7 protein-coding genes are annotated in these 12,532 nt (G+C 73.9%); 3 read left to right on the top strand and 4 right to left on the bottom strand.

Translation table 11 applies throughout. The annotated features are described in order from the left end of the window. Nucleotides 1-50: 50 nt before the first annotated feature. The 3 genes from RM780_RS21900 to RM780_RS21890 all read right to left on the bottom strand — a co-directional run bounded on the left by RM780_RS21900 (nt 51) and on the right by RM780_RS21890 (nt 4,223). Nucleotides 51-1,067: a phosphotriesterase family protein gene (locus RM780_RS21900; RefSeq protein ID WP_311632556.1), complete on the bottom strand. Its 1,017-nt coding sequence runs from the start codon at nt 1,065-1,067 to the stop codon at nt 51-53. Nucleotides 1,068-1,322: 255 nt separating this feature from the next. Further along, on the bottom strand, nt 1,323-2,267 hold the full coding sequence (locus RM780_RS21895) for an alpha/beta fold hydrolase (protein WP_311632555.1): 945 nt from the start codon (nt 2,265-2,267) through the stop codon (nt 1,323-1,325). Nucleotides 2,268-2,354: 87 nt separating this feature from the next. Next, on the bottom strand, nt 2,355-4,223 hold the full coding sequence (locus RM780_RS21890; protein WP_311632554.1) for a caspase, EACC1-associated type: 1,869 nt from the start codon (nt 4,221-4,223) through the stop codon (nt 2,355-2,357). Between the two features lie 192 nt (nt 4,224-4,415). Here RM780_RS21890 and RM780_RS21885 point away from each other — a divergent pair, with 192 nt between their 5' ends. Genes RM780_RS21885 through RM780_RS21875 form a run of 3 tightly spaced genes read left to right on the top strand, consistent with a single transcriptional unit; the run spans nt 4,416 to nt 8,751 of the window. Further along, the gene (locus RM780_RS21885) at nt 4,416-6,017 is read left to right on the top strand and encodes a GMC family oxidoreductase (protein ID WP_311632553.1); all 1,602 of its coding nucleotides are present in this window, start codon (nt 4,416-4,418) and stop codon (nt 6,015-6,017) included. Next, on the top strand, nt 6,014-7,726 hold the full coding sequence (locus RM780_RS21880; RefSeq protein ID WP_311632552.1) for an aldehyde dehydrogenase family protein: 1,713 nt from the start codon (nt 6,014-6,016) through the stop codon (nt 7,724-7,726). Before RM780_RS21885 ends, RM780_RS21880 begins: the two co-directional genes overlap by 4 nt. 17 nt (nt 7,727-7,743) lie before the next feature. Next, nucleotides 7,744-8,751, top strand: a complete 1,008-nt coding sequence (locus RM780_RS21875; RefSeq protein ID WP_311632551.1) for an alpha/beta fold hydrolase — start codon at nt 7,744-7,746, stop codon at nt 8,749-8,751. A 716-nt stretch (nt 8,752-9,467) separates the two neighbouring features. Here RM780_RS21875 and RM780_RS21870 read toward each other — a convergent pair. After that, nucleotides 9,468-12,383, bottom strand: coding sequence for a SpoIIE family protein phosphatase (locus tag RM780_RS21870; RefSeq protein WP_311632550.1), 2,916 nt, complete (start codon nt 12,381-12,383; stop codon nt 9,468-9,470). Nucleotides 12,384-12,532: the final 149 nt, after the last annotated feature.

Below are 12,532 nucleotides of genomic sequence, written 5' to 3'. Positions count from 1 at the left end.
CCTGATGAGTGAGTTGCGGATCGGTGCGGATCAGTACGGATCGGTGCGGATCAGTACGGCGCCACGGGCGTGAAATAGCGCCGCGGGTTGTCGATGAGCATGGTGCGGATGTCGTGCTCGGAGACGCCCTGCTCGTGCAGCGCGGGCAGAACGCGCTTGTGCAGGTGGGTGTAGTCCCAGTCCGGGAGCGTCTTGGCCATCTGCTCCTCGGTGAAGTAGTCGATGAAGCAGGGGCAGTCGTGGGAGAGGACCATCCGGTCCGCGTAGCCGGCGGCCACCAGGTCGGCGACGATCTTCACCCGCTTCTCGTGAGGCGTGAAGTTGTCCAGGCCGAAGCGGTCCATGCCGATGGTCGAGCCGGCGTCCATCAGCCGCTTCAGGTAGTCGAGATCGTCGGTGTCACCGCTGTGCCCGATGATGACGTGGCTCAGGTCCACGCCCTCCTCCGCGAGCACCTTCTGCTGCAACAGGCCGTTCTGCACGAAGGCGTTGGAGTGCGTGGTGATCGGCGCGCCCGTCTCGCGGTGGGCCTGCGCGGTGGCCCGCAGCACGCGTTCCACGCCCTCCGAGAGTGTGGGCTCCTCGGTGGCGCACTTCAGGACCGCGGCCCGCACGCCGGTGTCCGCGATGCCGCGGGTCAGGTCCTCGACGAACAGCTCGGTCATCGGCTCCGGGCCGTCGAACAGCCGCCCGGGGCCCCGGTAGTGGAAGAAGTAGGGCACGTCGTGGTAGGTGTACACGCCGGTCGCGACGAGGATGTTCAGCGGGACGCGCTCGGCCACGCGCTTCACCCGGGGTATGAAGCGGCCCTGCCCGATGGCGGTGAGGTCGACGAAGCTGCGCACGCCCTGGTCGTAGGCGGCCATCAGCTTGGTGACGGCGTCCTCGATGCGCTCCTCCTCGTCCCACAGGTGCGGCTGGTTCTGCTGGACGTCCGGGGTGAGCACGAACAGGTGCTCGTGCATGAGGGTGACGCCGAGATCGCCGACGCTGACGGGTCCGCGGACGGTGCTGACGGCGCCCGGTGCGGGGGCGGCTTTCACTGTCTCGCTCGCAGTCGTGGTCATTCCATCTCCCTGGGTGATCAGCCCTGGACAAAGCCGGGCGCGGCATGGGGGTGCCGGGGGGAAGGGGTGCGGTCGATGGGGGCAACCCGGGGTATTCGATGTCTTCTACACATTCGATGCCTTCGGGGCTAACACGTCCAAGCCTGCGCGCTCACCTTCGCGACCGCAAGGCGAGTTCGGCCTGCCCGTTCGGCTACCCCACCGGGGGAGGCGCGCGACGCTTTCGCCGCGCCCGCGCGCCGTGCGCGCCCCGGCTCAGCGCCGGAGCGCGGAACCCTCCGCGGCCGGCTCGCTGATCCGCTCCACCAGGCGGCAGAACGGCAGCTCCGCGCTCAGCGGCGCGTCCCCCAGGAGGAACCGCCCGGCCAGGGCGGCTAGTTCGGCCGTGCGCTCCAGGTGCACCATGTGGTCGGCGTCCGCCACCTCGGCGAACCAACTGTCCCCGCAGGCCCGCGCCATCTCCCGGCACAGCTCCGGGGTGGTGAACGCGTCGTGCTCCCCCGTCACGACGAGCACCGGCGGGCGGGGCGGCGCGGTGGCGTCCACCATCCGGTGCAGCAGCAGGCGCCGGGTGTTGGCGCGGGTCTGCTCGCCCTCCTCGTACGGCAGCGTGCTCAACCGCCGCATCAGGAACCGCCGGACGGCCGCCCCGCGCGCGATCAGCGGCAGCCGCTCCTCGTTCATCAGCACGCCGACCGTTGCGCGCGCGAACTCCTGCATCCGGCGCGCCTCCAGGAGGTCCAGGCCCCGGCGCAGGGCGTGCTCAGCGTGCTCCGGGATGGCCGTCATCGTCCCCACCAGCACCATGCGTTCGACCCGGTCGGGAAACAACTGCGCCAGCCGGTAGGCGATCGCGGTGCCGTAGGAGCCGCCCAGCACGTGCACGCGCGCGATCCCGGCCTCGTTGAGCATGTGGCACACCGCGCGCGCGAGGAAGTCCGCGCCGTGCTCCGGCGGCAGCACGGCCCCCGCCCCCCACCCCGGCGGGTCCACGGTCAGCACATCCATCCGCGCGAGGAACGCCCGCTCGAACGCCCCCCAGTGCTCCTTGCGTTGGAACGCCCCCCCGATCAGCAGCAGCGGCACCCGCGCCCGCCCACCCCCACGCACGAACCGCGACGCGCACGGCTGCCCCCGGTACCGGTGAACCCCCACGACCGGAGGCGGCAGGACATCGACGGACGGGGCGATGAGCGGCATGGGCGTCTCTTCCCGTGAGCGGTGCGGCGGATCCGCTCACGATGATGCGCACACCAACCGCCCCGAATCGCCTCACACCCTCTGAACTCACCCGGTCGGGGGGCGCTTCGGGCGCGTGTGTTCGGCGCGTCCGCCCGTCAGACGGACCAAAAGGTCACCGCGGCCGGACTTGTCCCGCCGCACGGCGCCCTCGCCGGGCAGCCGGAGGACGCGGCCGAGGGGCGTGCCCGGCGCGATGCGGACGGTACGCGTGCCGTTCAGGGTCGGCACGGTGATCTTCCCGCCGTCGCGGGCGAGTTGAGGACTGATCGCGCGGAAGACCTCGAGGTTCTCGTCGCCGTCGCGTTTCAGTTCGGGATGCGGAAGCTCGACGATCTCGACGAACAGGTCACCGGGCGGCCCGCCCCCCTCCCCGGCCTCGCCCTGGCCGCCGTACCGCAGGCGGGTGCCGGAACGGACACCGGCCGGAACGCGCAGGGTGAGGGTGCGCTGTCGCGGCGCGCGGCCCATCCCGTCGCAGGCCGCGCAGGGCGCGGGAACGTTCTCGCCGCTCCCGAGGCAGTCCGGGCAGACCGGATCCCTCTTGGCACCCGACCGCCGGTTCCTTCCGTCGCCCCCACACCGGCCGCACGTCACCGGGCCCCCCGGAGCCTCGCCCGTGCCGTCGCAGGTGGCGCACGGAGCCGGGAGCTCCACCGTGACCTGCTTGGTGGCTCCCAGCACGGTCTCGGCCAGCTCGCACTCCAGCCGCAGACTGATGCCCCGGCCAGGGCGCGCCTCCGGCCGGGTGGAGGCACGCTGCCCATCGGCGAAGAGCTGGCTCAGATCGAAGGGCTCCTGCGGCCCTGCGCCCTCCGTGCGGCTGCCGGAGGCATCGCCCGGCGGGAGGACGTCGGCCGGGCCCTGCGCCGGAATCGGCTGCGCCGCCCCTGGCTCCTGGAGGTCACCGAGGTCGAAGGCGTGGCTGGATTGCCGCGGCTCCTTCTCCCTGGGCGCGAAGAGCCCGTCGAAGAACTCGCTCAGCGGCGACTTCCCACCACGCCCCGGCCCCGCCGCGTCGGCCGGAGCAACGCCCGGCTTCCCACCCTCGGGCCTCGGCCGCACGACGAACTCCCCCAATACCTCCCGCACCCCGCCGCCCCCCGTCGAAGGCGGCCCGTCCGGAGGCGGGGTCGGCGCTGCCGTCCGGGGCGTACGCGGGCGCGCGCGGGCGAGCGTCACGCGGTACTCGAGCTGCGCCCACAGATGCGGCGTCTGGCGGACCCCCGGCGTCCGCAGAAGCGTCTCGTACACGTAGTCGTACAGCTCCGTGACCGTGATCCGCCCATCCCCGTCCGTGTCCGCCTCGCCCGTCCGCAGGCCGTGGATGAGGGCGCCCGTGAAGCGGGAGGGGCCGGGGGAGACGGAGCGCAGGTCGGGCCCCTCCCACGCGTACTCCGTGCGGCTCGTGGCCGTCAGGATCGCGCGGCCCGCGCCCGCGAGCTCGTCGTGGAGGTGGACGTCCCGGTCGCCCCGCGAGCCGCGCAGGAAGGCCCCGCTGTAGCAGCAGTCCAGCAGCACCACGATCGAGCGCGCCCGGCAGCGGTCCATCAGGTCGTGGAGGAAGGAGGCCGGCACGGCCGTCGAGGCCGGCAGGTCCTTGTCCGTGTCGCGCGCCGCGAAGTACAGGCGCCCGTCGTGGTCCTTGATCCCGTGGCACGAGAGGTGCAGCAGCAGGAGGTCGTCCCGCGACCGGCCGCGGAAGAAGCGTTCCAGGGCCCGCGCCACCTCGTAGGATCGGGCGTCGGTCAGCCGCTGGACCCCGAACGCCCCGATTTCCGGGTCCCCCAGCACGGCCGCCAGCCCCTCCGCGTCCTGGGCCGGCGAGCGCAGCGCGTCCAGCGCGGGGCTGTCGTAGGTCCCCGTGGCGATCAGCAGCGCCTCGCGGCGGCAGCCTCCGGCCGAGGACCCGTTCAACCCCTCACCCCCGCCCGCCAGTTTAGCCCCGGGGCCCGGCGGCAAGAGCCGTCCACAGCCTGTGGAAAAGAAGAGGCCGACTGAGGCGTCCGCCGCATTTCCGGCCCGCCCATGGACGCGAGGCCCCCCTACCGACGAGTATCGCCAGATGCGCAGCAACGCCCGGGTGTGACGTCGATCAAAGGAGATCGGATGAGCGGACCAGGCACCACCTACGACTACGTCATCGTCGGAGCCGGCTCCGCCGGCTGCGTGCTCGCGGCCCGCCTCACCGAGGACCCGGACGTCCGCGTCGCCCTGATCGAGGCCGGCGGCCCGGACGCCGCGCAGGAGATCCACATCCCCGCCGCTTTCCCCGCCCTGCTCAAGACGGCCGTCGACTGGGACTTCGACACCGAGCCCGAGCCCGCCCTCGGCGGCCGGCGCCTGAACCTCCCGCGCGGCCGGGTCCTGGGCGGCTCCAGCTCGCTGAACGCCATGATCTACGTCCGCGGCAACCCCGCCGACTACGACGCCTGGGCCCGGGCAGGGGCCGAGGGCTGGTCCTGGCGGGACGTGCTGCCGTACTTCCTGCGCGCCGAGGACAACGAGCGCGGCGCGGGCCCCCACCACGCGACCGGCGGCCCCCTCACCGTCAGCGACGGCCGCTCGAACCACCCGCTCGCCCAGGCGTTCCTCAGGGCCGCCGAGGAGGCCGGGCACCCCCGCAACCCCGACTTCAACGGCCCCACTCAACTCGGCGTCGGCCCCTACCAGCTCACCCAGCGCAACGGCCTGCGCTGCAGCGCCGCCGTGGCCTACCTCCACCCCGCCCTGGAACGCCCCAACCTCACCCTCCTCGCGGGAACGACAGCCCTGCGCGTGGCGTTCGAAGGCGAGCGCGCCGTCGGCGTGGAGGTCGCCGGCACGGGCGCACCGCACCTCGTGCGCGCCGAGCGCGAGGTGATCCTCTGCGCCGGGGCCTACCTCACCCCCCGCCTGCTGATGCTCTCCGGCGTCGGCCCCGCCGCGGCCCTGACCGCGATGGGCCTGCCCGTCCGCGCGGACCTCCCCGTGGGCCAGGGCCTCCAGGACCACTACATGGCCCTGATCAACTTCCGCACGGATCAGCAGTCCCTGCTCGGCGTCGCCACCGAGGAGAACGCCGCCCTCCTCCAGACGCAGGGCCGCGGCCCCCTGACCTCCAACGTCGGCGAGGCCGGCGGCTTCTTCAAGAGCAGCCCCGAGCGCCAACTCCCCGACATCCAGCTCCACATGGCCCCCGCCATCTTCCACCAGGAGGGCCTGGGCCCGGTCTCGGAGCACGGCTGGAGCTGGGGCCCGTGCGTGCTGGCCCCGGTCAGCCGCGGCGCGGTGGCGCTGCGTTCGCCCGACCCGACGGCCGCGCCCCGGATCGCGCACCGCTACCTGAGCGAGCCCGAGGACCGGGACTGCATCGTCGCCGGGCTGCGCCTCGCGCTGGAGATCGCCGCGCAGCCGAGCGCGCGGGCCGTGACCACCGGCCCCTTCGACGTGCCGGACTCGGACTCGGACGCCGACCTGCTGGCGTTCGCCCGCCAGGCCGGGCAGACCCTGTTCCACCCGACCTCGACCTGCGCGATCGGCGCGGTGACGGACCCCGCGCTGCGCGTCCTCGGGACGGAGGCCCTGCGCGTCGTGGACGCCTCCGTCTTCCCGGCCGTTCCCCGCGGCAACACCAACGCGCCCGTGATCATGGCCGCCGAGAAGGCCGCCGACCTGATCCGCGGCGCCCAGAGCCCCGAGAAGACACAAGATCAGGAGGCCCTTCGATGACGACGCCGGAACTGGCGGCCGAGCACACCGCCGCGGTGGACCGGGCCGTGGCCGAGCTGGTCGCGGGCGAGTCCGCCTGGGCCGTGCGCGGCCTGGCCGAACGCCGCGAGCTGCTGGAACGCGTCCACGCCGCCGTGGCCGAGCACGCCGAGGCGTGGGTGACCGCCGCCGCCCAGTACAAGCAACTGCCCGCCGATTCCCCCCTGTTGGGTGAGGAGTGGACGGCCGGTCCCTTCTCCGTGCTGAGCGCGACGGCCGCGCTGGTGGAGACGATCCGCGCGCTGGAGGCCGGCCGCAGCCCCGTCGAGGGCTTCCCCGTGCGCCCCGCGCCCGGCGGCCGGATAGCGGTGAAGGTCCTGCCGCACGACCTCCAGGAGCGGCTGATGTTCAGCGGTTTCTCCGCCGAGGTGTGGATGCCGCCGGGCGTCACCGAGGCCGAGGCCAGGCAGCGCGCCGGACTCGGCCTGCTCAACCCGGCGAAGACCGGCGGGGTCGGCGTGGTCCTGGGCGCGGGCAACGTCACCTCCATCCCCGTCCTGGACGTCCTCTACGAGCTGTACGCGAACAACCGCGTGGCCGCCCTGAAGCTGAACCCCGTCACCGACGGGCTGGCCGGCGTCTACGCCGACGCCCTCGCCCCGCTGATCGAGGCCGGCGCGGTCCGGGTGCTGACCGGCGGCGTCGACGTCGGCGGCTACCTGGTCAACCACCCCGACGTGTCGCACGTCCACATGACCGGCAGCGCCGCCACCCACGACGCGATCGTCTTCGGCCCCGGCGAGGAGGGCGCGGCCCGCCGCGCCGCGAACACCCCCGTGCTGGACAAGCCCGTCACCAGCGAACTGGGCGGCGTCTCCCCGGTGATCGTGCTCCCGGGCGAGTGGTCCGAGGCCGACCTGCGCTTCCAGGCCGAGCACGTCGCCACGCAGCGGCTGCACAACAACGGCTACAACTGCGTGGCCAGCCAGGTCCTCGTCCTCAGCGCCGACTGGCCGCAGAAGGACCGCTTCCTGGCCCTGCTGCGCGAGACCTTCGACTCCGCGCCCGAGCGCCCGGCGTACTACCCCGGCAGCGACAACCGCCTGGCCCTGGCCCTGGACGCCTACCCCTCCGCCCACGCGCAGGGCGGCCGGGTCCTGATCGACGGCCTCGACCCCGCCGAGCCGGGCCCGGCCCTGCGCACCGAGTACTTCGCGCCCGTGCTGGCCGTCATCGAACTCCCGGGCACCGGCCGGGAGTTCCTGGACGAGGCCGTCCGCACCGCCAACGAGGACTGTGCCGGGACGCTGGGCGTGAACATCCTGGCCCACCCCAAGACGCTCTCCTCCCTCGGCGCCGCCTTCGACGAGGCGCTGGCCGCGCTGCGTTACGGCACCATCGCCGTCAACGCCTGGACCGGCTTCGGCTATCAGACCGCCCGCGCGCCCTGGGGCGCGTTCCCCGGCCACACGCTGGACGACGTGCAGAGCGGAATCGGCGTCGTGCACAACGCGCTTCTGCTGGACGGCCCCGAACGCACGGTCGTCCGGGGGCCGTTCCGCCCCGCGCCGCGCTCGGTGCTGCACGGGGAGCCGGCGCTGTCCCCCCGGCCGCCGTGGTTCGTCACCAACCGGACGGCGGCAACGACCGGGCGCCGCCTGGTCGGTTACGCGGCCGAACGCCGGTGGAGCGCGCTGCCTGGCGTCGTGACCTCCGCGCTGCGCGGCTGAGCCGGCCGGGAGAGACGGTGAGCGCCGTGTACGACCCCCGTGGCCCGAGCCACCACACCGTGGAGGTCAACGGCCTGCGGCTGCACTACGCCGAGCAGGGCGAGGGCCCGCTGGTGCTGCTGCTGCACGGCTTTCCCGAGTGCTGGTACTCCTGGCGTCACCAGTTCGCCCCGCTGGCCGCCGCCGGGTACCGGGTGGTGGCGCCCGACCAGCGCGGGTACGCCCGCAGCGAGCAGCCGGCGGACGTGGACGCGTACAGCCTGCTGCACCTGACCGGCGACGTGATCGGGCTGATTCACGCGCTGGGGGAGGAACGCGCGGTGCTGGTCGGGCACGACTGGGGCGCGCCCGTCGCGTGGACCACGGCCATGCTCCGCCCCGACGTGGTGCGGGGCGTGGCCGGGCTGAGCGTCCCGCCGATCGGGGGCGGGGCGATGCCGCCGGTCGGCTTCATGCGGGAGCGTTTCGGCAACGGCTACTACCAGCACTACTTCCAGGCGCCGGGGGTGGCGGACGCGGAGCTGGCGCGCGACGTGGCGGCCACGTTCCGGGGGCTGCTGTACGGGGCCTCCGGCGACAACCCCGCCACGGACCCGCCGCAGGTGTGGGTCATCCCGGAGGGGGCCTCGCTTCGGGACACCATCCCGGAGCCGCAACGACTCCCCCCGTGGCTGACCGAGGCGGATGTCCAGGTCTTCGCCCGGGAGTTCGCCCACCACGGCGAGGCGGCCTTCACCGGCGGCCTCAACTGGTACCGCAACATCGACCGCAACTGGGAGCTCCTCTCCGTCCTGCGCGGCGGCCGCGTCGAGGTCCCCGCCCTCTTCGTCGGCGGCGACCGCGACCTCGTCGTGGCCTTCGCCGGCACCCCCGACCGCCTCCTGGCCGGCCTCCCCGAAGCGGCCCCCCGCCTCCACCACGCGGAACTCCTCCCGGGGTGCGGCCACTGGACCCAGCAGGAACGCCCCGCCGAGGTCAACGCCCTCCTGCTGGACTTCCTGCGGGCTCTGCCGGACACGGCCTGACCCCGCCCCCCGGCCCCGGCCCTCCCCGGGCCGGGGCCGGGGCTCCCGCCCACAAGTTCCGCTTCGCGGCGCTTGGGCGCCGCAGGCGAATCCCGCTGCGCGGAACTCAGCGCCGCAGGCAAACACCGCTGCGCGGGGCTTAGCCGCCGCAGGCAAACACCGCTGCGCGGGGCCTAACGCCGCAGGCAAACACCGCTGCGCGGAACTCAGCGCCGCAGGCAAACACCGCTGCGCGGGGCCTAACGCCGCAGGCAAACACCGCTGCGCGGAACTCAGCGCCGCAGGCAAACACCGCTGCGCGGGGCCTAACGCCGCAGGCAAACACCGCTGCGCGGAACTCAGCGCCGCAGGCAAACACCGCTGCGCGGGGCCTAACGCCGCAGGCGAATCTCGCTACGCGAAGCCCGCCCCCCCTGCTCTTACCCCGCCACAGGCGAAGCCGCCACAGGCCCAGACCCGCCCGCAGGGCAAAGCGCCGCAGGCGAAGCCCGCCGCAGGTGAATCCCGGTGCGCGGAGACGCCACGCGCTCGCCCTCAGCCCGCCGCAGACGAAAGCCGCCCGCAGGGCAACGCGCCGCAGGCACTGCCCGCCGCAAGCACTGCCCGCCGCAGGCGCAGACCCGCCGCGCGGAGACGCCACGCGCACCCTCTCAGCCCGCCGCAGGCGAAAGCCGCCCGCAGGGCAAAGCGCCGCAGGCGAAAGCCCCCCGCAGGGGTCAAGGGATCGGCTGCTCAGTCCAGATGCACTTGCCCACCGGCGTGTACCGCGCCCCCCACCGCTGGGCCATCGCCGCGACGAGTTGGAGGCCCCGGCCGCCCTCGTCGGCGGCCGAGGTGCGGCGGATGTGGGGGGTGGTCAGGCTGCCGTCCGAGACCTCCACGATCAACGACCGGCTGCGCAGCAGGCGCAGGTGGACCGGGCCCTTCGCGTGGCGGACGACGTTGCCGACCAGCTCGCTGACGATCAGCTCCGTGGTCATCTCCAGGTCCCCGCCCAGCCCCCAGGCCGCGAGCTGCGCCCGCACGTGGTCCCGCGCCTCCCCCGCCGCCACCGGCTCCTCCGGGAGCCGCCACGTGGCCACGTCCGCCTCGTCGTACTGGCGCGTCCGCGCCACAAGCAGCGCCGCGTCATCCGAGCCACTGCCCCCCCGCTCCGGCATCAGGTCGGCCGTCAGCCCGTCGCACAGCGCCTCCAGATCCCCGGCCCGCCCCGAACGCACCGCCTCCCCCAGCAGCGCCGCCAGCCGCGCCAGCCCCTGCCCGATGTCCCGCCCCGGCGCCTCCACCAGCCCGTCCGTGCAGAACGCCAGCAGACTCCCCGGCGGGAGCCGCAGCTTGACCGTGTCGAAGGGCGGAGCGGCGATCCCCAGCGGCGGGTTCGGCGCCTCCGTGGGCAGCGCCGTCCCGCCGTCCGGCCGCGCCACGACCGGCGGCAGGTGCCCCGCGCTGCCGTAGTCGAAGTCCCCCGTCACCGGGTCGTACACCCCGTACAGGCACGTCGCATAGCAGTCCTCGCCCAAGTCCCCGACGATGTCGTCCAGATGACCGAGGATGTCCTCCGGATCCAGCTCCAGCTCCGAGAGCGTGCGCGCCGCCGTCCGCAGCCGCCCCATGATCGCGGCCTGCGCCATGCCGTGCCCCATGACGTCCCCCATCACCAGCCCCACCCGGTCCGAGGACAGCGGAATCACGTCGTACCAGTCCCCGCCCACCTCCGTGCCCTCCCCCGCCGGAAAGTACCGCGCCGAGGCCTCCACCGCCGGCAGCGAGGGCAACACCTGTGGCAGCAACGCCCGTTGCAGCTCCCGTGCCCGCGTGACCGCCCGGTCGAAGAGGCTGGCCCGCTCCAGCGCCTGCGCGATCAGCCCGCTGATCACGGTCAGCAGCGTGCGCTCGTCCTCCGTGAAGCGGTGCGGCCGGTCGAAGGACAGGACCACCACGCCGATCTGACGCCCGGTCACAGCCAGCGGCAGGAACGCCCACGCCCGCTTGGCGCTCAGCTCGGCCAGCGCGGCCACCACCGGGTAGTCCTCGGCGTGTTCCTCGGCCGACTCGATGAACAGCGGCTCCTTCACCCGCAACGCCCGCCCCGGCGGCGACTCCCCGTCCGAGGCCGCCATGACCGCGTCCAGGTGCTCGCGAAAGCCTTCCGGATACCCCCGCGCCCCCACCAGCGACAACTGCCCGTCCCGCAGGGCGAGTACGACCAGCCCCTCAGCCCCGAACGGCGGCAGCAGGCTGTCCGCCATCGCCGCCACCACGTCCCGCGCGGTCACCGCCTCCGCCAGCGCCCGCGTGATCGCGGCGACCAGCCCCGCGCGTTCGGCGGCGGCCCGGCGCGCGGCCTCCCGCTCCGCCTCGTCGCGCCGCTCCCGCGTGATGTCGGAGATGTAGAGGGTCAGCCCGTCCGGAACGGGCACCAGCCGCAGGTGGTACCAGCGGTCGCCCTCCGGCCACGGCACGTCGAAGTCGGCGGGCGCCCGGTCCCGCGCGGCCTGTTCGCAGCGCTCCCTCAGGTGGGCCACCCGGCCCATCACCGGCAGGTCCCACAGCCGCCGCCCCATCACCTCGCGCGCGGAGCCGAGCAGGGCCTCGGCGGCGGCGTTGACGAACGAGATCCGCCACTCCCCGTCCACAGCCAGGAAGCCGTCCGTCATGTGACGCAGGGCGCGGCCCACGGACTCCAGCGCCGCGTGCGTCTCGGTGGTGTTGCTGAGCGTGCCCACGACCCGGGCGGGCCCCTTGTCCCCGTGCTCCACGACCCTGCCGCGCAGGCGGACCCAGCCGTAGGAGCCGTCCGCCTGCCGCACCCGGTGCTCCACCTCGTAGGCCCCGGCCCCGCGGATGCCGCGTTCCACCTCGGTGAGGACCCAGGGCAGGTCGCCGGGGTGGATGACGCTCACCCAGTCCTCGATGCGGCCGTTGAACGCGGCGGGGTCGATGCCCGGAAACGCCTCGCGCAGCGCCTCCGTGACGCGGATGGCGCCGGTGAGGAGATTCCACTCGAAGGTGTCGCCGGCCACACCGGGAAGCCTGTTCCTCAGCTGCGGGTCGTCGCGGAGGTCGTTGAGGAGGTCGGGGGGGAGGTTCTCCGGCGTCGGGGAGGTCAGGCGCAGTCGGCCGCCGGTGAGGCGGGCGATCTCCTCGAAGAACTCCCGTTCGTCCGCCCGGGGTTCGTGGCCCGGCACGGTGAAGACGGAGAGGGAGCCGGGCAGCCCTCCGTCGTCCGGCCGCAGCAGGGGCACGGAGAGGATGCCGGTCCCGGAGGGCGGGAGTCGCGTCTCGCCCTTCCGCCAGGGCCGGTCGAGCGCCTGCTCGGGGCTCTCCACGGAGGGCAGCCAGACCGTCGCGCCCTCGCGGATGGCGCGGGAGGGGGCGGACGTACCGTCCATGGCGACGGCCTCCCACAGGCGCAGCAGCGCGGGCGGCAGCCCGCTGCTGGCCATCAGGCCGACCAGCCGGAGCGCGCCGGCCGCCCGCAGATGGGCCATGCCGCCCAGGGCGCCGAGCCCGGCCGTGGCCTGCTGGAGCGCGGCCGTGAGGAGATTGGTGTCGCTCTGGTCCTCCTCCATGGCCGCGAGAAGCCGCAGGCGCTCCTCCCACTCACGTCCCCGAACCGTTTCGCTACTCACAGTGAGCAGACTAGACACATTTCAGCCCTCTCGCGCGGCCTCGCGCCAATCCGCCGGGGGCGTGAGGGTGACGAACTCACGAGCGGGCGAACAACGCGCGCCGCTCCGCCACCTCTCACCTAGGGTCGCCATGAACGCACGCTGAGTGG

It is taken from the genome of Streptomyces boetiae, assembly GCF_031845405.1.
GTDB lineage: Bacteria > Actinomycetota > Actinomycetes > Streptomycetales > Streptomycetaceae > Streptomyces > Streptomyces boetiae.
This window is presented reverse-complemented; position numbering and strand designations above follow the sequence as displayed.

Coding starts and splice junctions, on each gene's coding strand:
- RM780_RS21900 (WP_311632556.1), bottom strand. CDS start 1,067: ATGACCACGACTGCGAGCGAGACAGTGAAAGCCGCCCCCGCACCGGGC.
- RM780_RS21895 (WP_311632555.1), bottom strand. CDS start 2,267: ATGCCGCTCATCGCCCCGTCCGTCGATGTCCTGCCGCCTCCGGTCGTG.
- RM780_RS21885 (WP_311632553.1), top strand. CDS start 4,416: ATGAGCGGACCAGGCACCACCTACGACTACGTCATCGTCGGAGCCGGC.
- RM780_RS21880 (WP_311632552.1), top strand. CDS start 6,014: ATGACGACGCCGGAACTGGCGGCCGAGCACACCGCCGCGGTGGACCGG.